Source organism: Cupriavidus gilardii, assembly GCF_013347325.1.
GTDB lineage: Bacteria > Pseudomonadota > Gammaproteobacteria > Burkholderiales > Burkholderiaceae > Cupriavidus > Cupriavidus gilardii.
Window position 1 is genome coordinate 1,373,852 of the sequence record NZ_CP054624.1, and the last position, 22,899, is coordinate 1,396,750.

Genomic DNA, 22,899 nt, shown 5'->3' on the forward strand with positions numbered 1-22,899 from the left:
TCGCCTCCGCCGCCGTTGTCAAAAAACTGTCATCGACGCTGCCTACCATGCTGTCTGCGCTCCCCCAGAGCGGTCCCCCCTCGATGCCCGGCCACCCGCCGGGCATCGTCGTTTGCAGCGTCGAACTTTCAGATTGCTTTCAACAACATGAAGCCAACACCGAACCCCTCTCGCCGCACCCTCCTCAAATTCCTTGCCACCTCGCCGATGCTGCCGCTGGGCTCGGCTTCGGCCGCGCTGCTGGCCGGCTGCGGCGGCGGCGACGACGCGGACACCGCGCCGAACCCCGGCACGCCGGCCGCCACCTTCACCACCGCCGAGTTCATCGGCATGGCGGCGCCGACCCTGGCCGCACCGGCCGCGATGGCCACCACCACGGTGGGCTCGGAGCTGAAGGTCTCGTTCAGCGACGGCAGCAGCCAGACCTACAAGCTCGCCTATCAGCCCTTCTTCATCACCGGCGATACCGTGCCTGACGGCAAGGGCGGCAGCGTGGTGGCCGGCGGCTACTTCGACATCCACAACCAGCCGATCCTCGACCGCTCGGTGCCCGGCAGCGAGCGCCAGTTCTTCTCGGATTGCGTCGACGGCAGCTCGCTGCTGACGCTGCCGAACGCCAACGTGCCGGGCGTCAAGGGCAAGCCGGTGTTCGCCGTGGTGCAGTTCGAATACACCACGCGCGACCAGGCGGGCGGCTCGACCTACGGCATGCTGCCTTCGCCGATCGCGATCCTGACGCTGGACCAGGACCCGGCCACCGGCAAGCTGACGCTGGTCAAGTACCACAACGTCGATACCTCGTCGGCCCGCGGACTGTGGATTACCTGCGGCGCCAGCCTGTCGCCGTGGAACACGCACCTGTCGAGCGAGGAATACGAGCCGGACGCCTTCACCATCGCGTCGAACACGCAATTCCAGCGCTTCAGCACCTTCACCTTCGGCGACGCGACCGCGGCCTCGCCTTACGACTACGGCCATCTGCCCGAAGTCACGGTCAACCCCGACGGCACCGGCTCGATCGTCAAGCACTACTGCCTCGGCCGCATCTCGCACGAGCTGGTCTGCGTCGCGCCCGATGAGCGCACCGTGCTGATGGGCGACGATGCCACCAACGGCGGCGCCTTCATGTTCATCGCCGACCGCGCGCGCGACCTGTCGTCGGGCACGCTGTACGTCGGCAAATGGAACCAGACGTCGGGCACGGGCCCGGGCTCGGCCACGCTCAGCTGGATTCCGCTGGGCCACGCCACCAGCGACGAAATCCGCGCGCTGGTCCGCGGCGGCATCAAGGCCACCGACATCTTCGACGTCAAGACCACCGATCCGGGCGATGCCAGCTATACCCGCATCCCGTTCAACGGCGGCTTCCAGTGGGTCAAGCTGATGCCCGGCATGGAAAAGGCCGCGGCCTTCCTCGAGACGCACCGCTACGCGGCGCTCAAGGGCGGCAGCCTGGGCTTCACCAAGTGGGAAGGCACGACCATCAACGTGCGCGACAAGGTCGCCTATATCGCGATGTCGCGCATTGAATCGTCGATGCTGAACGGCTCCGGCGACGTCAAGGTCGAAGGTCCCTACTCGGGCGCGGTCTACGTGCAGAACCTGCGCGGCGGCCAAGCGGATACCACCGGTGCGCCGATCAACTCCGAATGGGTGCCGGTCGATATGGCCGCCGTGCCGGAACTGATCGCCGAGGACTTTGGCGGCGGCAAGCTCAAGCAGCAGGATGCGCTGGGGAATTTCGCCAACCCCGACAGGATCGCGACCCCGGACAACCTGAAGTACTCGGAAAAGCTGCGCACGCTGTTTATCGGCGAGGACAGCAATACGCACGTCAACAACTTCCTGTGGGCCTACAACATCGACACGAAGAAGCTGTCGCGCGTGTTGTCGACGCCCGCCGGCGCGGAATCGACCGGGCTGCATGCGGTGGACGAGATCAATGGCTGGACTTACGTCATGAGTTCGTTCCAGCATCCGGGCGATTGGGAATCGCCGCTGCATGACATCGTCAAGCCGACGCTGGATCCGCTGGTTCGGGCCAACTACAAGGACCGCTTTGGCGCTGCCGTTGGCTATATCACCGGGGATGCGACTTCGGTGAAGTTGGCGAAGGGATAAGCCGTTGAGGCAGGAATGAAGCCCGGGCGGAGGATTGCCCGGGCTTTTTTATTTCACCGGTAGCCGACGGGTACGCATTCAACGGGCGCCATAAGCCTATAGACTGTCGCCCTCGCCTGCCTCCCGCATCCGCCGCCCCGCGAGGGCCGGCCCCCTCCTCACCGCTTACCGATGACCGACAAGACCCGACAAATCGCCATTGCCCTGATCGTATTGGCGGTCATTGCCATGCTTTGGCTGGTTGGCAACGACCAGAACAATGCCGGCGATGCCGCCCCCTCATCCGTTGCGGACGCGTCGCCAGCCGCAGCAGCCAGCGCGGCGGCCGGCATTTACCGCGGCGGCACGCTGGAACCGTACAGCATTGACCCCGCGCGCCCCGGGGACCGCCTGCCGGTGTACCAGGCAGCCGCGATCCTGCAGGACTATCGCGACGACCGCGACAGTGCCGAACAGCGTTATCGCGGCGCCTACTTCATCGTGGAAGGCGTCGCCAGCGGGATTCGCCGAGAAGGCGGCACGCAGGTCTATCTCGAAATCCGCACCAGCGATCCCGGCCAACCGGTACGCGCGAACCTGCTGCCCCAGCAGAACTGCGGGCTGGCGCGGCCGGTTTGCGAAGTCGAAGCGCGCGCCACGATGGTCCGGCGCGGACAGAAGGTGGCGGTCGAATGCACGGGTGCGGGCATGGTGGACGCCACGCCCATGCTGGACGGTTGCCTGCTGCGCGGCGGCGCCAATTGATCCGAGGGGCAGCAACTGCCCCGGCACCTCTTTCGGCATTCGATCGGTCCCTGCCCGGACGGATGGCAGGATGAACCACGCCCCGTGGCCGGTTCCCGCCCGCGTGTCATCCCGCTGTCATTTCCGCCCCGCACAATCGCCGCCATTCGGCCTCCCATGCCGAATCGCATGACCGCGCCGGCTTCCTTGCGGCGCGCCGCACCACCGGTTGTCCTTGACACCGGTTTTTTTGCGGCTTGAATGAAAACGTTTTCATTTCACTCCACTTCGCCTCGCTTCCAGCCGAATGATTCGCAAAGCCGCCGCCATCGCCACCACGCCCGCGCCGCCCAACGGCGCGACGCTGATGAACGTCGCGAAGGCGGCGAGCGTGTCGCTGGCGACGGCATCGCGCGTGTTCAGCAATCCGGAGCTGGTCCGTCAGGACACCGCCGAGCGCGTGTTGCGCGCGGCGGGCGAACTGGGATTTCGCCCGAACCTGCTGGGCGCCAAGCTGCGCGCCCAGCGCACCCGCATCGTCGGCGTGATGCTGCCGACGATGGAAAACGCGGTCTTCGCCGAATGCTGGCGCGGCATCGAAGAGGCGGCCCTTGCGCAAGGCTATTCGCTGATGTTGGTGACCAGCCGCTACGACCCGCAGCGCGAACGCGAGCGGATCGAATATCTGCTGCGCCATCGGGTCGACGGCATGGTGCTGACGGTGGCCGATGCCGCCCGCAGCGCGGTGCTGGACCAGCTCGATGCCGAACGCGTGCCGTATGTCCTCGCGTATAACCAGGGCCCACGCAGCGGCAAACGCTATTCGGTATCGGTGGACAACCGCGCCAGCGCGCGCGCCGGCGTGGAGACGCTGATCGCGGCCGGGCATCGCCGCATCTGCGTGGTATCGGGCGCCTTCGCCGCATCGGACCGCGCCAGGCAGCGCCACGCGGGATATCGGGACGCGATGCGCGCACATGGTCTAGAACCGCTGCCGCCGCTGTCCCTGCCGGCCCATACCCCCACGCAGACGCCGGCGGAAGTCGAGCGCATCCGGCAGTTCGTCACCGCGCCGTCCGCGCCCACGGCGCTGTTCTGCACCAACGACATGCTGGCCATCGGCGTGATTTCGGTGCTGAAGCGCCTGGGACTGTCCGTACCGGGCGACATGTCCGTGCTCGGCTACGACGGCATCGAACTCGGCCAACTGCTGGAGCGGCCGCTGTCCACGGTCGTGCAGCCCAACAACGAGATCGGAGCCCGCGCGCTCGCTTGCCTGCTGGCACAGCTTGACTCCGGCAACGCCGGCGCCGGACCGGATCAAGGCTTGACGCGCGCGACGCTGCTGCCGCACGCGTTGCGCGCCGGCGCCACCGTCGCGCCGCCGGCCTAGCGCCGCCAGCAACAGAACGAATCCCGTCTCGCATCGTCATGCGTCGTCTTCCCCCACCGTCGTCTCTAGAAAAGGAGTGCATCATGCAATCGACTTCGTCCTGGCTGCGCCGCCTGCGCTGGGTGCTGCCCACGATCGGCGCGGTCGTATTCAGCCACGCCGCGGCCGCGCAAACCGCGATCTGCTACAACTGCCCGCCGGAATGGGCGGACTGGGCCGCGCAGATCCGCGCGATCAAGGAAAAGACCGGCGTCACGGTGCCGCACGACAACAAGAACTCGGGCCAGTCGCTGGCCCAGATCGTCGCGGAAAAGGCCAATCCGGTGGCCGACGTGGTCTATTACGGCGTGACGTTCGGCATCCAGGCGCAGAAGGAAGGCGTGACCGCGCCCTACAAGCCCGCCAACTGGAATGACATCCCGGACGGCCTGAAGGACCCGCAGGGCCACTGGTTCGCGATCCATTCGGGCACGCTCGGCCTGATGGTCAATGTCGACGCGCTGCGCGGCAAGCCCGTGCCGCAATCATGGGCCGACCTGCAGAAGCCCGAGTACAAGGGCATGGTCGGCTATCTCGACCCGGCCAGCGCCTTCGTCGGCTATGTGGGCGCGGTAGCAATCAACCAGGCCCTGGGAGGTTCGCTCGACAACTTCGGCCCGGCGCTGAAGTTCTTCAAGGACCTGCAGAAGAACCAGCCGATCGTGCCGAAGCAGACCGCATACGCGCGCGTGCTGTCCGGTGAAATTCCCATCCTGCTGGACTACGACTTCAACGCCTATCGCGCCCGCTACAAGGACCGCGCCAATGTCGCCTTCGTGATTCCCAAGGAAGGCACGCTGGTGGTGCCCTACGTCATGAGCATGGTCAACAAGGCGCCGCACCCGGCCGAAGCCCGCAAGGTGCTGGACTTCGTGTTGTCCGACGCCGGGCAGGCGCTGTGGGCGAATGCCTATCTGCGGCCGGTACGCGCCAAGGCGGTCTCCAAGGAGGTCGAGGCCCGCTTCCTGCCGGCTTCCGACTACGCCCGCGCCAAGACCATCGACTACGGCAAGATGGCCGAAGTCCAGAAGGCCTTCAGCGATCAATACCTGAAGGAAGTGCGCTGATGCCGCGCCGGGGCGCACGTCGCCCCGGCCGCCGCCTTGCCGGCTCCTTCCAGTTGGAGACACTTGCACCATGCGCCGTCGCCCCCCTTCCCCCACCGCCCGCACGCTGATCGTCTTCGCGCTGCCGGCGCTGATCGTTTTCCTGGCGTTCTTCTGCCTGCCGATGGCCAAGCTGCTGGCGGTCAGCGTAGCGGGCGACGACGGCGCCGGCGTCTATTGGACCGTGCTGTCCAGCCCGCGCTATCTGCACAGCCTGCTGTCCACGGTGCTGCTGTCGGGTTCGGTGACGCTGGTTACGCTGGCGATTGCCGGCGTGGCAGGAACCTTCCTGCAGCGGCATCCGGTGCCCGGCAAGCCGGTGCTGGTCGCCATGCTGACCTTTCCGCTGGCCTTCCCCGGCGTCGTGATCGGCTTCATGGTCATCATGCTGGGCGGCCGCAACGGCCTGCTCGCCTCGATCGGCGATCTGCTCGCCGGCGAGCGCTGGACCTTCGCCTATGGCATGGCGGGACTGTTCGTCGGCTACCTGTATTTCTCCATTCCGCGCGTGATCCTGACCGTCATGGCCGCGGTCGAAAAACTCGACACCTCGCTCGAGGAGGCGGCCCGCTCGCTGGGCGCCAACCGCTGGCGCGTGGTGCGCGACGTGATGCTGCCCGCGCTGATGCCGGCCTTGATCTCCAGCGGCGCGATCTGCTTTGCCACCAGCATGGGTGCGTTCGGCACGGCGTTCACGCTGGCCACGCAGCTCGACGTGCTGCCGCTGACCATCTACAACGAGTTCACCAACTACGCCAACTTCGGCATGGCCGCCGCGCTATCGATCCTGCTCGGTGCCGTGACCTGGGCGCTGCTGGCGGTGGCTCGTCATCTGTCCGGCAACGCGGTTGCCGCTACCGCGTAGGAGCGCAAGCATGAAGACCAACCGTCGTGGCGCCGCGTTTTGGGCGCAGCTGGCGCTGACGCTCGCCGTTTGCGCGTTCATGACCGTGCCGGTGGCGCTGTCCGTGCTGGCCGGCCTCACCAACAATATCTTTGTCGGGCTGGAGAGCGGCCTGACCACGCGTTGGGTCGAGGAGGTGTGGGGCCTGTACCGCAACACCATCTTCCTGTCGCTGTGGATTGCGCTGGCGTGCCTCGCCTGCACGCTGATGCTCGGCGTTCCGGCCGCCTACTACATGGCGCTGCGCCGCAGCCGCGTGACGCGGCTGATCGAGGAGCTGCTGATGTTGCCGGTGGCGATCCCCGGCCTAGCGACGGCACTCGGCCTGATCCTGCTGTATGGCGGCCTGCCATGGCTGCGCACCAGTTGGGTCTTCATCCTGATCGGGCATGTCCTGTTCACGCTGCCGTTCATGGTCCGCTCGGTGCTGGCCATCATGTCGGCAATCGACATCCGCACGCTCGAAGATGCCGCCGCCAGCCTGGGCGCCGCGCGCATGCAGCGATTCTTCACCGTGGTGCTGCCCAATTGCCGGCAAGGGATTCTCGCCGGCGCACTGATGGTCGTCACGCTGTCCGTCGGCGAATTCAACCTGACCTGGATGCTCCATACGCCCACCACGCAGACGCTGCCGGTGGGCCTGGCCGACAGCTATGCGTCGATGCGGCTGGAGATCGGCTCCGCCTACACCATCGTGTTTTTCCTGATGATCATCCCGCTGCTGGTGGTGATGCAGATGGTGTCCGCACTTGGGGCGCGCGCGCAGCGACATCCAGTAGAGGACACCCCCACGCCGTTCGCCGGCACCGTCACCACTTCACCAAATACACCAGCCGGCCTGGACAGCGCGCCGCAGTCCCAGCCGCAGACGGAGGCTCCCCGCCATGCATGAACCCACCACCATCGCACTGCGCCGCTGCGGCAAGACGTTCCCCGACGGCACCCGCGCGCTCGAACCGCTGGATCTGGACATCGGCGCCGGCGAAACCGTCGTACTGCTCGGGCCCTCGGGCTGCGGCAAGACCACCACGCTGCGCATGATCGCCGGCCTGGAATTTCCTGATGCGGGCGGCGAGGTGCTGTTCGGCGGCACACCGGTCACGCACCTGCCAATCGAACAGCGCGGCGTCGGCATGGTGTTCCAGAACTACGCCCTGTTCCCCAATATGACGGTGGCCGAGAACATCGGCTATGGCCTGCGCGTGCGCAAGGTCGACGCGCAGACCCGTCGCCGGCGCGTCGACGACATGCTGGCCATGATGCAGCTGGGCGCCTTCGCCAACCGGCGCGTCGACCAGCTGTCCGGAGGCCAACGCCAACGCGTGGCCCTGGCCCGCGCCATCGCCGTACAGCCGCGCGTATTGCTGCTGGACGAACCGCTGACCGCGCTCGACGCCAAGCTGCGCGACGCACTGCGCGCCGACATCAACCGCCTGCTGCGCAGCCTGCGCATTACGACGGTGTACGTCACCCACGACCAGGCGGAGGCGATGGCGCTGGGCGATCGCATTATCGTGATGGACAAGGGACGCATCGCGCAAAGCGGTACGCCGCAGGAGGTGTACCGGAATCCGGCCAACGCCTTTGTCGCCGACTTCATCGGCACCATGAACCGCTTGCCGGCAGCTGCGGATCAGCAGCTATGGCGGGTGCCAGGCGGCGCGTTGCCGCGTGAGGCGCAACACATCGAGGCGGCACAGGCCGAGCTGATGTTCCGGCCGGAGGACGTGTCGCTGACCGACGCGCCCGGCGCGCCCGATGTCCACGTGACCGGCAACGTCGTCACCGCACTGTTCCTCGGCCATGCGACCCGGCTGCTGGTCGACGTGGGCGCCCCTGCCCCGATCGTGCTCGATACCCCGCGACGCGACCGCTGGGCGGCCGGCGACCGCGTTGGCCTGCGCATCGATACCAGCCATCTGGTCACGGTGCCCACCGAGCCCGCACGGAGCGCCGCATGATGCAGCCCGCTTCCCAACCCGCTTCCCAACCCGCCTCCCAGGCGGCGCCCTACCTCGTCGCCCATATCACGGACCTGCATATCAAGGCCGGAGGCAAGCTCTCCTACCGGCGCGTGGATACCGCAGCCGCGCTACGTCAGTGCATCGACACGCTGATGGCATTGCCCCAACGCCCCGACATCGCCGTTGTAACCGGCGACCTGGTCGACTTTGGCAGTGAGGACGAATATCGCTTCCTGCGAGGCATTCTGGAGACACTGCCTATCCCGGTGTGCCTGATGCCGGGCAACCACGACAGCCGCGACGCACTGCGCCGCGTGTTCCACGATCACGCCTATCTGTTCGCTACAGGCGATGGCGACGCGCCCGTGCATTACCGCATCGATGCGGGGCCGTTGACTCTGATCGCCTTCGACTGCACCGTGCCGCGCCATAGCGGCGGACGCGTGGAGCCGGACCAATTGCCATGGCTCGAAGCCGCGCTGGCCGTCGCGCCGGAGCGCCCTACCCTTCTGATGCTGCACCACCCGCCCTTCCACACTGGCATCGGTCATATGGACCAGCAGGGCTTGGAGAACGCCGCGCTGCTAGAGGCCGTGGTCCGGCGCCATGCGCAGATCGAGCGCGTGCTGTGCGGCCATCTGCATCGGCATATCACTCGGCGCTTTGGCGGCACCATCGCCATGACAGCGCCGGGCCCGGCGCACCAGGTGGCGCTAGACCTCGACCCGCAGGCGCAGTCGCGCTTTCGCATGGAACCGCCGGGGTTTTTATTGCACTGGTGGCATCCGGTGCATGGGTTGGTTACGCATGCGGCGCCGATTGGGGATCATGGGCCGGTGTATCCGTTTTTTGATTCGGAGGGGAGGTTGATTGATTGAATGATTGAGGGACATGGGATGGGGGGCGGAGGCAATGGGTGCAAGCGGTTCGCTTCTCCACACAACTTTTCGAATCGTGATTCAATACTTGGCTTGCACTGGCCACCGCCCGCTATCGGCCAGAAGCGCTCAGTGGACTACGCCAAATCGCTAACAAAAGCCAGCAAGCTCCCTGCTCCTTCCCTGGCAGCCGGCGTTTCCACTTTGTTGACCATGGCTATGAATTGGCCGTCAAGTCGGCAGACGAATCACCTGATTGGCAACACCCATTGAGTTCCCCTCTATCAAAAGAAATCGACAACTAAAGATCCTGCTTGCCGGTCAGATGTTCGAGGTAATGGATCGTGCGCTTCGAATTGGTGCCCGTCCCCTCCTCCGCCGAGTCAGTGGGATACCGCACAGCGTCGACAACCTGAAGCTGCAAGTACATCGGCGCAACCATCGACGGGTTGATCGCCACGAACCGTAATCTGAACGGTTTCGTCTGCCTCATCGTCCGGAACCAAAATATCCTGGACGATCGCACCAGTCAGCACCTTGATTACCTTGCCTTCTTTATGTGGCTCCACCAAAGCCGCCATGAACTGCTACAGCTGAGCTGGCGCATCGATATAGCGCTAACTCGTGGTTCACATCATTGACCCAATAGCGTCTAAGGTTTTGTACTATGAGCAAATCCTTGTCGACTGCTGATGGTATCGTCCTTATAGAAGAACTTTCCGCTGCTGCAATGGGAATGCTCCCCTTTGCTGCCCGAGCGCACCGCTGGCGCCATCTTGTATAGGCAACGCTACTGACCATGAGCATGCCTGCGACGGCTCTGGAAATGAACTTCAGTATGATATTGAGTAGTCGACGAGAATCGTTCAGCCTGACAAGGCGCACCTTGGGAGGAGACCCTCCATAAGTAGGGCGTCGCCTCCTCGTAATTATCTGTACGCAATATACCCATGAAGACGCTAACTTCTAGAACTAATGGGTGGCTGGCAGCAGGGCCACCGCCACTTGACCCAGCAGACGCGCGAAATACGGAAGACGAGGATGCTGCAATCGCGGAAGCGAAGCGTGCGCTATCCGATGTACTCCTCTGCACAAACCTCGTCGTTCTATCTGGTCTCGGAACCTCTCTTTGCGTTCACCCTTCCGCTCCAGGAGGTGCCACGGCCCCGACGATGAGAGATCTCTGGGTGCGCGTCCAAATTCAACAGGACGCTGCGGCGTTGGCAATGAATCCTGCGGATCCAACTTTCTTCGAGATCTTGAATCTTGTGGGACATCCCGCGGCGACGCAAGACATCGAAGCTTTACTGTCACGGTGTCGATTGGCAGAAGCCTTTCTAAGTGGAGGGGCCCGAGACGCAGTTGTCCGCTTCATTGCTCTGGCGGAGAAGACCATCATTGAAGCAACAAACTTTGTCACCTTGGACCATCCACTTCCGGTTCATACAGAATTCCTGCGCCGAATAGCAAGGCGATCGCAACGGAAGTCACGCGCCAAAATTTTCACCACAAACTACGATCGCTGCTTCGAAGAGGCGGGACGACAAGGTCGCTACGTGGTGATCGATGGCTTCTCCCAAACTGTGCCACCCACATTTGACGCGATCCACTACACCTACGAAACGGTCCGCCGCGTTGGTGACACAGAGTCATTCGACCCCATCCCCAATCTGTTTCACCTATACAAGCTACATGGCTCAGTGGACTGGCAGCGGCATGAGCCCTCAGGCGAGGTAATGAAATGGACAGCAGGCGGAAAGCCTGTGCTGATTTACCCACGCAACACAAAGTACGAGCTGGCGTTCGAGCAGCCGTACCTCGAAATGATTGGCGCTTTTCAATCTGCCTTGCGTGAGCCTGATACTGGCGTGCTAGTTACCAGTCGCTCCCAGAATAGGCCAGCACGTCTTCTCGGCCCATCCATTGCTCGTCAAGCAAGTTGTCGAGTTTGGCAACATTCCAGAAAGAAGGCGAATACAGCTCGCGAACTTCCCGCATGCGCGGGACACCTTGGTTTCTCTATCTCCGAGCCATCTTCTCGGGCGCCATTGTGCCATTCTCGGCGCCACGGGCGGAGGCAAAAGCTGGACGCTTTCTCTACTCGTAGAGGAAATTGTCCGTCTCAATGGCAAAGCCATACTCTTCGACGCAACAGGGGAGTTCCAAACTCAAGATGCGCCAGGAGTCGTCCACGTCCATTTGGGTGGTACAAGCGCAGGGCCAAATGACACTCGCCGATTTGTGAGTTTCCCGTACTGGCAGTTGACCGAGTCTGACCTATTTGTGCTGTTACGACCAAGCCCCGGAGTCCAGGCGCCGAAGCTGAAGGAAGCACTGAAGAGTCTCAAAGTCGCTCACCTAGCGCCCGCCCTGGCAAACAACGGTGTGGTTCGAAAAGCTGGCCAACTGAAGCAGCCGTTCGAACAGGCGTGCATTCAACATGCCATCGCCTTGAACCGTCCTGGAGCTCATTTCGACATCATGCGTCTTTCCAATCAAGTATGGGAGGAATGCATATATCCGAATGGGTTGGGAAACCAAGCCCTCACACATTGGGGTGGACCCACGCCGAACGAACAGTCTGCTTGTGTCACACTGCTTTCTCGAATCGAGAGCGAAGTGAACTCGCCTAGCCTAGCATGCCTTTTTTCTCCTGGAGGCCTGGATCAGCTTCCTAACGTTATCCAAGCGTTCTTAACCAACCCAGCCCAACGCGTGTTGCGTGTCAGCTTGGAGTACCGGAACGTAGTAGAGAAAGCTTGCGGTGACCTCGACTCGTCAGCGGCCAAGTTCCTCCCAACTCTTGGGCAAGGAGAGGCATTGATCGTAGGGGTCAGCTCATCGCTGCGTGAAGGTCTGTTGACTGGTGTGCCGCTGCCTGTCGACTGACGAAGCGACGGGGGAAGCAATTGTCCATCACTGGCGGAGCGCCGCCGGAGGCGGCCGGCCGTAGCCGACCCATTGCAGTCGTTCGACCTTAAGTCCAACTTCGGGCACCTAGCGCCCCGCGTCCAGCGACTCGGAGTCAAGAGTTTTGCAACGCACGCGCATTTGCTTTTGCCCGGTTTCGGTCATCACTTGCATCCCGATGGCGATCCGCGAGCTGCCGCCTTGCTCGCCCTGCTCGATCCGCCGGAGGCGATAGCGCGCTTCATTGAGAAGGCGACGAGGCTGACGGGGCTGCAGTCCATATCGATGTCGCGCTCGGGGCCATGGTTATCCATTACCGGTTACCCGACGATGCCGCATTCGCGACGTTTGCTACGGCGCGGGGCATTGGATTGCTCGCACATAGCTTGGAGCAACTAGGGTAGGGCGAGGTGATACGCCCGCAGGGGAGGTATGTTGGGGTGGTGCGCGAGAGGGTGGGGGAGAGATGAGGTCCTACACGCCCGGCTTAAGCCGCTCGCGGCTCCAGGGAATGGATATTCGCACAAGGGCCGAGTGATCCGAGAAATGTCGGGGGGCTTACTGAGTCGAGTCACGATACGCAGGCAGTGGCGACGGTGTCAGAGAATGCCCTGTGGCGGGCGACTCCCACTGACTTCCTCCTTCAGTGCGTTGCGAACTTTCGCGAACCCCGTAGACAAATGATGCGCAATCAACTGCTCCTCGCCCTGCCGTTCCACTTCATCGAATAGCGCCTTGTCTCGGCCCGAGGCATCGCCGTGCAACGGGCCGGAAAATGTAGCGAGTCCGCCAAGAAGGCAAGCCGGCAGGGATGCACCCGTGGATGCCGTGATGCGAGCTGCAAGGGCGGAGCTCGTCAATTCGTAGTCCACCAGAAGAACCATGGCTGTCCGCAAAAGCTCAGCCACGTGCGCCGGCTGTTTCCACCCTTGCGCAAAGCGAAGGTGCAACGGTTATTGACCCGGTTGCGCACCGAACGCGCTGGCAAGTTGGCCGACTAGGCTTTGGCATTCGACCTGCAGGACCTTTGTCATGCGCCCATGCGTGGAGTCGATGCATCGATACGCTGTGGGTGCTGACCCAGTGCGCTGATATTGCCGTGGGACCGGAGACCTAGTCGACCTCGGCGGCGAGGACGCATTTCGCTTCCCGGGGGAAATTCTAGCAACCTTGCCAATCCCGGTGCGCCCGATGCCCGGCGACCGCGACAGCCCGGACGCTCTGCGTCACCTGTTTGCCAATCATGCCCATCTATTCGCCGCGGCCAATGGTGAGGCTCCCATGCCCTACCGCATCGACGCGAGGCCGTTGACGCTAATCGCCTTCGACTGCACCGTCCCGGGCCAAAGGGGTGGACGCCTAGACCCAGATGCGCTGCGTGGCTGCAAGCCGCGCTGGCTGTCGCCCCAGAACGCCCTGCGCTGCTGATGCTGCATCACCCGCCCTGCTCACGGGAAGTGCGAATACGTTTCCTTCAAGGGCTTTAGTCTTGCAGATGCGCCTCTGTCTTGAACAGTAACCTCTGTCCAAGTACATTATCTCCCAACCATTTGAGAGAGATGAAAAAAGCACAGTCCTAAGCCGTCGAAGCGGCGGTGTGAAAACTATTGCGCAAGAATGAGAGAAAAACGCGACGACTTCCGGGCATCCGTAAAGCATGAGCTTGCCAAGCGAGTGAATTTTCGTTGCTCGGTGTGCGATGCTCATACATCGGGACCACGGGCTAACACTGAAAAATCGTTCAGTATCGGAAAAGCTGCTCATATTAAGGCGGCGGCACCGGGAGGTCCAAGGTACGACCCAAGCCAAACTCCTGAAGAGCGACGCTCCTTTGAGAATGGCATTTGGTGCTGTGCAAACTGTGCGGACCGCGTCGACCGTGATGCCGGTCGGTATTCAGTTGACCAACTTAAGCAACTCAAGGCGAACGCGGAACAGTTGGCGACCGAAAGAATCGGGCGCACCACCGTGGAGCTTCGGACGCCCGTGGCGGTCCGTCGAGCCGTAGAAGAATTCTGTCGAACGGAGGAAGTGCGGTGGGAGCAGCAGGATCCGAGATTCAATGTTTCTGTGAATTGGGAAAACGGCCATCCGGTTTACCGATTGCGAGCTAGGGAACCAGTATCGGGACAACTGGTCATCGGAGTGAAGAAGAAAAAGGAATACATAGAAGGGCTGCGCGACGTTCTTGACTACGGGGGCACACACACCTTTCAAAAGATTGATGTCCGCATGGAAGGCTCACCACTGTTTGCTCCGAATGCGGGCACTTACGACCATTTCCAGATCTCGACACAGGCACGATCGGCATCGATAACGGCCATTTTCGGCGGTGGGACGGATTCGGCCTTGTACCTCGATTTTGCAGGTCAAGCAACTTACGGATTCAAGGGCTTTCGCTTTACGGGTTCAGTTTTCTCTGAGCTTCTTGTCATTACGTTGTCCGCGGATCATAACGGGGGTGATACGCGAGTTGGACTCACGTTCAACTTGCAGAAATGGGAGCACAAACCCCTTCTTCATCTTCCATATTTTGAGAGACTGAAGCAAGTACTTTCCAGTCTTTCGAATGGAACGCGAGTGCAACTGAGTGTTGACGTCAATGGGGCGGAAGTCGGTATAGGTTCTGCAACGCTGGATTCAAGCACGGCTTTCGGTGCACTTCGTGCGTTTGTTCATGAAGTCGAAGTACTCCGCAAACTCGACGTATTTTTTGGTTTAGACCTCACAATGCCCGGCGACCTGGACGAAATCCTGCGGGACCAGGGGGACGTTGGCGAGTTGTTGTCAATGATAGAGATAAGCAATGCGGAAAAGCAAGAAATAGCCGTGTGTATCATCCCCGCGGCACCCGTGTCCGATTTGGTAACCCGCATTGAAAGACAGCACTCTGGCACAATTGCACTACGACAGGAAATGCGCCTTCGCATAATGGGACAATCATACGGTCCTTTCTGGATAGAGCTATCCTGCCCGCAGGCCATCATGGTGGCGGTTGGCCCGAGCAAAATCGTCGAAGGAAGGGAAGTTCGACTACTTCTTCGGGCAACCGAAGGGCACCATTGGTCCTCACGCTGCCTCGATGCGAAGGATGCACATGCTTAACTGCGCCGAGCTATGGAATCCGACTTGCGCAATGGTTTCCCACCGTTCTATCAATGTTGGGCGAGAGGCCCCAGGCAAAACAAGCTGTTTAGCACGCCGGTGGGGTGATTTGTCGGCAAGAGCTGGAACTGATGCAAGACGTCATTTATCTCCGACTCCCTCCCGGCACCACCCCCACATACCTCCCCCGCGGCCGTATCACCTGCCCCACCCCCAACTGCTCCAGGCTATGCGCCAGCAGTCCAATACTTCGCGCCGTAGCAAACATCGCGAAAGCAGCATCGTCCGGCAGCCCGTAATGAATGACCATGGCCGCTAGCGCAACGTCGATATTGGGCTGCAACCCCGTCAGCCTCGTCGCCTTCTCGATAAAGCGCGCTATCGCCTCCGGCGGCTCGAACATCGCCAACAACGACGCGGCGCGCGGATCGCCATCGGGATACAGGTGATGCCCGAATCCGGGCAAAGGCAATCCCGTAGACAGATGATGCGCAATCACCTGTTCCTCACCCTGCCGCTCCACTTCTTCGAATAGCGCCTTGACCCGGCCGGAGGCATCACCATGCAAAGGGCCGGACAACGTCGCCAGTCCGCCAAGCAGGCACGCCGGCAGGGATGCGCCCGTGGATGCCGTGATGCGGGCCGCAAACGCGGAGCTCGTCAGTTCGTGGTCGACGAGGAGGACCATGGCCGCTCGCAGAAGCTCGGCCACGTGCGCCGGCTGTTTCCACCCTTGGGCAAAGCGAAGGTGCAGCGGCTGTTGCCCCGGTTGCGCACCGAACGCATTGGCGAGCTGGCCGACCAGGCTTTGGCATTCGACATGCAGCACCCTCGTCATGCGTCCGTGCGTGGAGTGGCCCGTGGCGGCCAGCGTAGCGAGGGTCTTGAATGCCGCAACGCGTCCGGGCTTGGCGACGCGGGTAGAGCATGAAAAGTCCACCGACTGCTGCGCGTCCCACAGCAATTGCGCCACGTCCTCGAGGGTGGCCGAACCGGCCAGGGACACCGCATCCTGTCCCCGGTAGTACAGCCGCTCGCGCACGAAGGTCGAAAGCGCGGTCGGGATGCTGGGTTCAGCGCCAAACAGCGTATTGGTGGCGAGGGTTTCGTGCTTTCGGCCGGCCTGTTTGCGTTTGGCGAGGCTCGCCACGTCCTCTGCGCGGTACAGGCTGCGGCGCGTGTCGGCCGGGTCGGTCATGACTTCGAGCTTGCCGCGGCTGACGTAGGCGTAGATCGTTTGCGGCCGCACGCCGAGCTGTCGGCACGCCTCGTCCATCGATATCCAGGAGCTCATGGGGGTGTCGTCAATGTTTATATGTTGATTTTATAGATCAATATTGCCATGACGATCAAGTATTACCTACTATGCCGTCAACGTTCAACGCCTCGCTCAAACACCAAACGCTGACGCCCATGAAGCCGCAAATCCTGCAACTGAATCCGATCCTGATTCCCGCGATCAATGACGAGCTCGCCTCGCTGTACCACGTTCACAAGTACTTCGAGATCGCCGATCAGGCGGCGTGGTTGCGCGAGCACGGGCCTTCTATCCAGGCTGTCATCACCGGAGGACATACGGGGATTTCGCGGGCGATGCTGGAACAGTTGCCTGCGCTGAAGGTGGTGGCCATCAATGGCGTGGGCACCGATGCGGTGGATCTTGAATATTGTCGTGGCCGCAATCTGCCGGTCACCGCCACCCTCGGCGCGCTGACCGAAGATGTGGCCGACCTCGCGATCGGTTTGCTGATCGCGGCCTGCCGCAATATCTGCGCAGGCGATCGTTTCGTGCGCGATGGCCAGTGGGAGCTGTATCCGCAGCCGAGCGCGATTCCGCTTGCCCGACGCTTCAGCGGCATGAATGTCGGCATCGTGGGCATGGGGCGTGTCGGCCGCGCGGTGGCGACGCGGGCGGCGGCGTTTGGCTGCCCGATCCGGTATACCGACCTGCGCCGCATGGATGACGTGCCCCACGAATTCGTGGCCGATCTTCGCGAGTTGGCGCGTCGCAGCGACGCGCTGGTGCTTTGCGCAGCGGCGGACAAGGCGGAGGGCATCGTCGATGCCGCGGTGCTGGACGCGTTGGGCCCGCGTGGCTATCTCGTCAACGTGGCACGCGGCCGGTTGGTCAATGAGGATGACCTGGCCGAAGCCGTGGCGGCCGGCCGCATCGCGGGCGCGGGTCTGGACGTGTTCGTCGACGAGCCGCGCGTGCCGCTGGCCTTGCGCGAGTCCGATCGTACGACGCTGCAGGCTCATCGCGCCAGCGCGACTTGGGAAACGCGTACCGCGATGGCGCAGATGGTGCTCGAAAGCGTGGCGCAGGCGCTGGCCGGTGGTCGTCCGACGATGAGCCTGACCACCTGAGCGCAAGAGCGATCGTTCCCGCACCGCACCGCACGAACGCAGGACCCCAGGAACACCGCGCCCACGAGTGCGCGGGCGCCTTCCAGCCTCACACCCCATGACGGAGACCCGCCCTTGAACCCTTCCCGAAAAATCGCCCTCGTCACCGGCGCCGGCAGCGGCGTTGGCCGCCTCAGCGCGATCGCGTTGCTGGAGGACGGCTGGACGGTGGTGCTGGCCGGCCGCCGCGCCGAGCCGCTGCAAGCGCTGGCCGCCGAGGCTGCTGCGCGCGGCCAGCACGCAGTGCCCGTGCCCACCGATGTCACCGACCCCGCCAGCGTGCAAGCCTTGTTCGACACCATCGAACAAGAGTTCGGTCGGCTGGACCTGTTGTTCAACAACGCCGGCGTCAATGCCCCGGCCGTGCCGATGGACGAGCTGCCGCTGGACGCATGGTTCAACGTGATCAACACCAACGTCACCGGCGTCTACCTTTGCGCGCGGGCGGCGTTCGGCCTGATGCGCCGGCAGTCGCCGCAGGGCGGACGCATCATCAATAACGGCTCCATCTCTGCGCACACACCGCGCCCCTACACGGCGCCCTATACCGCGAGCAAGCATGCCGTCAGCGGCCTGACCAAGGCACTGGCGCTGGACGGACGCGCGTTCAACATCGTGGCCGGCCAGATAGACATCGGCAACGCGCTGACGGAACTGTCGGAGCGGATGACGCGCGGCGTGCTGCAGGCCAATGGCACGACGGCGCCGGAACCGATGATGGACGCCACGCACGTCGCCAATGCAGTGCGTCATATGGCATCGCTGCCGCTCGAGGCGAACGTGCTGACCATGACCGTCATGGCCAGTGCCATGCCCTTCGTCGGGCGCGGCTGATATCGATTAATCCGTCCCGGCTTCCCGGCGCCCCCGGCGCCCCCGGCGTACCGGCGTACCGGCGTACCGGCGTACCGGCGCTCCCGGCATTCCGGCATTCCGGCATTCCGGACGCCGCCCCAGAGTTGACACAACAGTTGACCAGAAACAGAGGAGACAACCATGCCATTCACCAAGCTGATCACGTCCCTGGCCGTCCCGGCCGCCCTGATCATGGCCCCCGGCCTGTCATCGGCACAGGCACAGAACTACCCCACCCGCCCCGTCACCATCATCGTGCCCGCACCGGCCGGCGGCGGCATCGACCTGATTGCCCGCGTGGTCGGAGAAAAGCTGGCGGTCAAGCTTGGGCAGCCCTTTATCGTCGAGAACCGTCCGGGCGCATCGAACAATCTGGGCACCGCCGTGCTGGCCAATGCCAAGCCGGACGGCTATACGATCGGCATCGTCGGCGGCAGCCACAACATCAATAAATACCTGTTCAAGAATCTCGGCTGGGATCCGGAAAAGAGCTTCGAGCCAATCGTCTATACCCACGTGATTCCGCTGGTGTTCGCGGCCAATCCGAAAATTCCCGCCAAATCGGTGCCCGAACTGGTCAATTGGATGAAGGCCAATCCGGGCGAGGCCAAGGTCGCGACTTCCGGTCGTGGCAGCGCCCAGGAGATGGCCGCGGAAATGTTCCGCATGGTCAGCGGGGCCAACATGCTGCTGATTCCGTACAAGGGCTCGTCCGCCGCCCATCCGGACCTGGTGGCCGGGCGCACGGTGCTGTTCATCGACACCATCAGCGCGATCCAGGAGCAGGTGAAAGCCGGCAATGTCCGCGCGCTGGCCGTTTCGACCCGGAACCGTTCCAAGGCGCTGCCCAATGTCCCGACCGCGGAAGAGCAAGGACTGAAGGGCTATGACGCCAACACCAATGGCGGCTTCCTGGCACCCGCGGGCACGCCGAAGGAGATCGTCGCCAAGCTCAATACCGAGATCAATGCGGCATTGAAGCTGCCGGAGGTACGCGCCAAGCTGGAAGCGGCCGGGATCGAGGTCCAGGGCGGCACGCCGCAGCAATACGCCGCGCTGATCAAGTCCGACCTGGCGAAATGGGGGAAGGTGGTCAAGGAGGCCGGAATCCAGCAGGAATAGCGGCCGGCAAGAAAACCGGGTAATTCTTGCCCGTTGGCCCTAAAGTTTCCCATCCCTCTGCCGTCAATCCGCGTTGAGCACAAAAAACCGGACCACGCAGTCCGGCCCGGCGAAGGCGTCCGCCTTTGGGCGCCAACCCACAACAAAGGGGAGCGGAGGGAAACATGCATATCGGAAACTGGTCCATCCGGGCGAGGCTGACCGCGTGCTTCGGCGCGGTGTTGCTGGTACTGGCAATCGCGCTGGGCATGGGCGTCACGCAGTTGCGGGCCATCGGCGAGGCAGCGCATTCGGCCGAGGCCGGGGCCGTTACCGCGGCCAAGGGCCCAGCCGCCCTGACTCAGCTGGATCAACAAATCACCACCACCACCGAATGGATGGCCGGCCTGGGCATCGCCGCCCTGCTGTTGGCGGTGGCAAGCGTCCACGTGCTGTCCAGGGGCATCCAGCAGCCGCTGGCCGAGGCCGAGCTGATCGCCGAAACGGTCGCCGCCGGCGACCTCAGCCAGGAATTCGAGACCGAGCGCAGCGGTCCCTTCGGCCCCCTGCTCGGCGGGCTCGGCCGGATGGAGGACATGCTGACCGACCTGATTACGCGGATCAAGACGTCCACCGACTCGATTACCGAGGCCTCGCACCGGATCGCGGCCGGCAATACCGATCTGTCGCAGCGCACGGAGCAGCAGGCCGCGACGCTGGAAGAAACGGCGTCCAGCATGAGCGAGCTGACTGCGATGGTGCAGCAAAACACCGAACGGGCCCGCGAAGCCAACCGCTTTGCGCAATCCGCATCGGGCATCGCCGAGCGCGGCGGTGAGGTGATGACGGCCGTGGTCGACACGATGCAGGCGATCGACACCAGCTCCAAGAAGGTGGCCGATATCGTCGACGTGATCCAGGGCATCGCCTTCCAGACCAATATCCTGGCGCTGAATGCCGCCGTGGAAGCGGCGCGCGCCGGCGAACAAGGCCGCGGGTTCGCGGTGGTGGCCGGTGAAGTGCGCACGCTGGCCCAGCGCAGCGCGGCGGCGGCACGCGAGATCAAGGACCTGATCGACGACTCGGTGCAGCAGGTCGGCAGCGGCTCGACGCTGGTCGGCAAGGCCGGTCAGACGATGCAGGAAATCGTTGGGGCCGTTCGGCATGTGACGACGTTGCTCGGCGAGATCGGAACGGCGTCCGAGCATCAGAGCAGTGGGATTGCTCAGGTCGCCGAGGCTGTCACGCAGATGGATACCGTGACGCAGCAGAATGCCGCGCTGGTCGAGCAGGCCGCCGCGGCGTCGAATGCGCTGGCCGACGAAGCCCGTGAGCTGCAAAGCGTGGTGGCGCGATTCCGGCTGGAGGCCGGTCCGGCACCGCTGCCGGCGCCGCGGGAGCCGTCGCTTCAATTGGCGGCGGCGCGATAACCGACGACGTCGCCCTATAGGCCCAGCCCGAGTCGGATCGCCGCCTCGACGGGCGAATAGGCGCCATCTTCCCGCTCCAGCTGTAGCGGCTCTCGCGGCAGCAGCGGCGGCTGCGCCATGAACCGGGGCGTCGTGCCGCGGTGCGGCTGCGCCGAATGCACCAGGAACGGGTGGCACAGGTACACCGTTCCGGCTTCACCGGTCGCCAGCGCCTGCGGACGCCGCTCCGTTTGCTGCAAGCCCGCGACAATCTCGCGCAACGTCAGGCCGGCATCGCCGGCAGGCGCCAGCATGCGGGCAACATCCAGGTGCGAGCCGATTCGAATGCGCGTTGGCGCGTCATGCTCGCTGACATCCGAGAATAGGAACAGCATCAGCAGCGACCTTCCCTTCGAGTTGACGTTGGCGCGCCACTCCATGAAGTCGGGATTGTCCCAGCCGAAGCTCACATCGACGTGCCAGCCGGCATCGCCGGGATCCTCTGGCGAGGGAAAGCGAACGGGGAAGGTCCCCATCGACTTGCAAGGCAGCCAGCGCCCGGCGCCGACTAGCTGATCGAACGCCTGGCGCAACACGGGCGTGTTTGCTGCCTCGATAAACGGCGGCTGGGAATACATGCCGAGGCGGATCACGGGCTTGGTCCAGCTGGAGGGATCGTCCGGATCGCAGCCAGTATCGCGCCACAGGATTGCCCGGGCTTCATCGGCCAGCGCACGGGAAAATGCGCGGTCGATCCGAACGAACCCGTGCTCGATGAAATCGCGGATCTCCGCCGCGTCCAATGCGCCCTCTCGACGATCGCCGCTTTGCATCTGGCCCCTCCCCAGCGGTTGTCATGCCTTAGGCCGGCATGGTACCGAAACCGCAGACGAGGGACCGGGCCGTCAGTTCAAGCGCTGCCCCGACGCCGCATCGAACAAATGGACATGCTCGACCCGCGGCCTGAGCCTCAGTGCGCTGCCGGGCCGCGCCTCAACCCGCTCGCGGAATGCGGCCACCAGCTGATGCCCGCCCAGCCTGGCCGCAATCAGCGTTTCCGAGCCGGTCGGTTCGACCACGACGACGCCAGCCTCCAGCGAGTCGGCCGCGTCGAGCGTGAAATGCTCGGGCCGCACGCCATACAGCACCTCATGTCCGTGCACGGCGTCGGGCGTACGATCCAGCGGCAGCCGCAGCCCGTCGTCGGTCACGATCGACGGCGCACCGTCGCGTTGCACACGGCCCCGGAAGAAGTTCATTGCCGGCGAGCCGATGAAGCCGGCGACAAAGGCATTGCGCGGGCGATCGTAGAGTTCCAGCGGCACGCCGCATTGTTCGACCACACCGTCCTTCAGCACGACGATGCGGTCCGCCATCGTCATCGCCTCGACCTGGTCATGCGTCACGTAGAGCGTGGTGGTGCCCAGCCGCTGGTGCAGCGCCTTGATTTCGGTACGCATCTGCACGCGCAGCTTGGCGTCGAGGTTCGACAGCGGCTCGTCGAACAGGAAGGCTTCGGGCTGACGCACGATGGCGCGCCCCATTGCGACCCGCTGCCGCTGGCCGCCGGACAGGCGGCGCGGCGTACGGTCGAGCACGGCCGAAAGGCCAAGCGTTTCCGCGACCGCCTGCACGCGCCGTTCGATCTCGGTCTTGTGAAGACCCTGCAGCTTCAGCGAAAAGCCCAGGTTCTGCGCCACCGTCATATGCGGATACAGCGCGTAGTTCTGGAACACCATCGCGATATTGCGGTCGCGCGGCGCCACGTCATTGATCACGCGGTCGCCCAGGCGGATCTCGCCACCGCTGATCGGCTCGAGCCCCGCCACCATGCGCAGCAGCGTAGATTTTCCGCAGCCGGACGGACCGACCAGTGCGACGAACTCGCCGTCGTGGATATCGATCGACAGGTCGTGAATGACCTCGGTGCCGCCGTAGGCCTTGCGCAGATGTCGGAGAGAGATGGAAGCCATGAGTCCGTCGAA

The 22,899-nt window shown here is 63.5% G+C and carries 18 protein-coding genes and 3 pseudogenes; 16 read left to right on the forward strand and 5 right to left on the reverse strand.

The genetic code is table 11. The features are described from left to right. Nucleotides 1–147: 147 nt before the first annotated feature. The 8 genes from FOB47_RS06280 (at nt 148) to FOB47_RS06315 (ending at nt 9,128) form a co-directional block, all read left to right on the forward strand. Nucleotides 148–2,121 (forward strand): PhoX family protein, encoded by a 1,974-nt coding sequence (locus tag FOB47_RS06280; protein WP_174780313.1) that lies wholly within the window; start codon nt 148–150, stop codon nt 2,119–2,121. Between the two features lie 171 nt (nt 2,122–2,292). Then, a complete protein-coding gene (locus tag FOB47_RS06285) occupies nt 2,293–2,865 on the forward strand; it encodes an OB-fold protein (protein ID WP_174780314.1) in 573 nt (190 codons plus the stop codon). A 286-nt stretch (nt 2,866–3,151) separates the two neighbouring features. Further along, the gene (locus FOB47_RS06290) at nt 3,152–4,237 is read left to right on the forward strand and encodes a LacI family DNA-binding transcriptional regulator (RefSeq protein WP_174780315.1); all 1,086 of its coding nucleotides are present in this window, start codon (nt 3,152–3,154) and stop codon (nt 4,235–4,237) included. Nucleotides 4,238–4,320: 83 nt separating this feature from the next. Next, nucleotides 4,321–5,343, forward strand: coding sequence for an ABC transporter substrate-binding protein (locus FOB47_RS06295; RefSeq protein WP_174780316.1), 1,023 nt, complete (start codon nt 4,321–4,323; stop codon nt 5,341–5,343). Between the two features lie 70 nt (nt 5,344–5,413). Beyond that, nucleotides 5,414–6,247 carry an ABC transporter permease gene (locus FOB47_RS06300; RefSeq protein ID WP_174780317.1) on the forward strand — a complete coding sequence of 278 codons (834 nt, stop codon included), beginning with the start codon at nt 5,414–5,416 and terminating at the stop codon, nt 6,245–6,247. Between the two features lie 10 nt (nt 6,248–6,257). Beyond that, nucleotides 6,258–7,178 (forward strand): ABC transporter permease, encoded by a 921-nt coding sequence (locus FOB47_RS06305; protein ID WP_174780318.1) that lies wholly within the window; start codon nt 6,258–6,260, stop codon nt 7,176–7,178. After that, nucleotides 7,171–8,247: an ABC transporter ATP-binding protein gene (locus tag FOB47_RS06310; RefSeq protein ID WP_174780319.1), complete on the forward strand. Its 1,077-nt coding sequence runs from the start codon at nt 7,171–7,173 to the stop codon at nt 8,245–8,247. The genes FOB47_RS06305 and FOB47_RS06310 overlap by 8 nt, the downstream gene beginning before the upstream one ends. Next, nucleotides 8,244–9,128 (forward strand): phosphodiesterase, encoded by an 885-nt coding sequence (locus tag FOB47_RS06315; protein ID WP_244959175.1) that lies wholly within the window; start codon nt 8,244–8,246, stop codon nt 9,126–9,128. Before FOB47_RS06310 ends, FOB47_RS06315 begins: the two co-directional genes overlap by 4 nt. 383 nt (nt 9,129–9,511) lie before the next feature. Here the strand turns inward: FOB47_RS06315 and FOB47_RS06320 are convergent, their stop codons facing one another. Continuing rightward, nucleotides 9,512–9,709, reverse strand: coding sequence for a hypothetical protein (locus FOB47_RS06320; RefSeq protein WP_174780320.1), 198 nt, complete (start codon nt 9,707–9,709; stop codon nt 9,512–9,514). Nucleotides 9,710–10,354: 645 nt separating this feature from the next. On the opposite strand from FOB47_RS06320, the pseudogene FOB47_RS26110 reads away from it, so the two are divergent. From FOB47_RS26110 to FOB47_RS06335, 3 genes and pseudogenes are all read left to right on the forward strand, one after another. Next, nucleotides 10,355–10,780 (forward strand): annotated as a pseudogene (locus FOB47_RS26110) (SIR2 family protein); the annotation flags it as partial. A gap of 271 nt (nt 10,781–11,051) precedes the next feature. Beyond that, the gene (locus tag FOB47_RS06330; protein ID WP_244959176.1) at nt 11,052–12,017 is read left to right on the forward strand and encodes a helicase HerA domain-containing protein; all 966 of its coding nucleotides are present in this window, start codon (nt 11,052–11,054) and stop codon (nt 12,015–12,017) included. Nucleotides 12,018–12,179: 162 nt separating this feature from the next. Beyond that, a pseudogene (locus tag FOB47_RS06335) lies at nt 12,180–12,508 on the forward strand (citrate/2-methylcitrate synthase); the annotation flags it as partial. A gap of 198 nt (nt 12,509–12,706) precedes the next feature. Here FOB47_RS06335 and FOB47_RS06340 read toward each other — a convergent pair. Beyond that, a pseudogene (locus tag FOB47_RS06340) lies at nt 12,707–13,087 on the reverse strand (citrate/2-methylcitrate synthase); the annotation flags it as partial. Between the two features lie 568 nt (nt 13,088–13,655). Between FOB47_RS06340 and FOB47_RS06345 the strand changes: the two are divergent. Further along, nucleotides 13,656–15,143 carry a hypothetical protein gene (locus tag FOB47_RS06345; RefSeq protein ID WP_174780321.1) on the forward strand — a complete coding sequence of 496 codons (1,488 nt, stop codon included), beginning with the start codon at nt 13,656–13,658 and terminating at the stop codon, nt 15,141–15,143. 145 nt (nt 15,144–15,288) lie between these two features. Here the strand turns inward: FOB47_RS06345 and FOB47_RS06350 are convergent, their stop codons facing one another. Next, nucleotides 15,289–16,437, reverse strand: a complete 1,149-nt coding sequence (locus tag FOB47_RS06350; protein WP_174780322.1) for a citrate/2-methylcitrate synthase — start codon at nt 16,435–16,437, stop codon at nt 15,289–15,291. A 119-nt stretch (nt 16,438–16,556) separates the two neighbouring features. On the opposite strand from FOB47_RS06350, the gene FOB47_RS06355 reads away from it, so the two are divergent. The 4 genes from FOB47_RS06355 to FOB47_RS06370 all read left to right on the forward strand — a co-directional run bounded on the left by FOB47_RS06355 (nt 16,557) and on the right by FOB47_RS06370 (nt 20,935). After that, entirely contained in the window at nt 16,557–17,510 is a 954-nt protein-coding gene (locus tag FOB47_RS06355) for a 2-hydroxyacid dehydrogenase (RefSeq protein ID WP_174780323.1), read from the forward strand. A 114-nt stretch (nt 17,511–17,624) separates the two neighbouring features. After that, a complete protein-coding gene (locus FOB47_RS06360; RefSeq protein WP_174780324.1) occupies nt 17,625–18,383 on the forward strand; it encodes an SDR family oxidoreductase in 759 nt (252 codons plus the stop codon). Nucleotides 18,384–18,545: 162 nt separating this feature from the next. After that, nucleotides 18,546–19,526 (forward strand): Bug family tripartite tricarboxylate transporter substrate binding protein, encoded by a 981-nt coding sequence (locus FOB47_RS06365; protein WP_174780325.1) that lies wholly within the window; start codon nt 18,546–18,548, stop codon nt 19,524–19,526. Nucleotides 19,527–19,690: 164 nt separating this feature from the next. After that, nucleotides 19,691–20,935, forward strand: a complete 1,245-nt coding sequence (locus FOB47_RS06370) for a methyl-accepting chemotaxis protein (protein WP_174780326.1) — start codon at nt 19,691–19,693, stop codon at nt 20,933–20,935. Nucleotides 20,936–20,949: 14 nt separating this feature from the next. On the opposite strand, the gene FOB47_RS06375 is transcribed toward FOB47_RS06370, so the two are convergent. Next, nucleotides 20,950–21,747 (reverse strand): phytanoyl-CoA dioxygenase family protein, encoded by a 798-nt coding sequence (locus FOB47_RS06375; RefSeq protein ID WP_174780327.1) that lies wholly within the window; start codon nt 21,745–21,747, stop codon nt 20,950–20,952. A 72-nt stretch (nt 21,748–21,819) separates the two neighbouring features. Further along, nucleotides 21,820–22,887: an ABC transporter ATP-binding protein gene (locus FOB47_RS06380; protein WP_174780328.1), complete on the reverse strand. Its 1,068-nt coding sequence runs from the start codon at nt 22,885–22,887 to the stop codon at nt 21,820–21,822. Nucleotides 22,888–22,899: the final 12 nt, after the last annotated feature.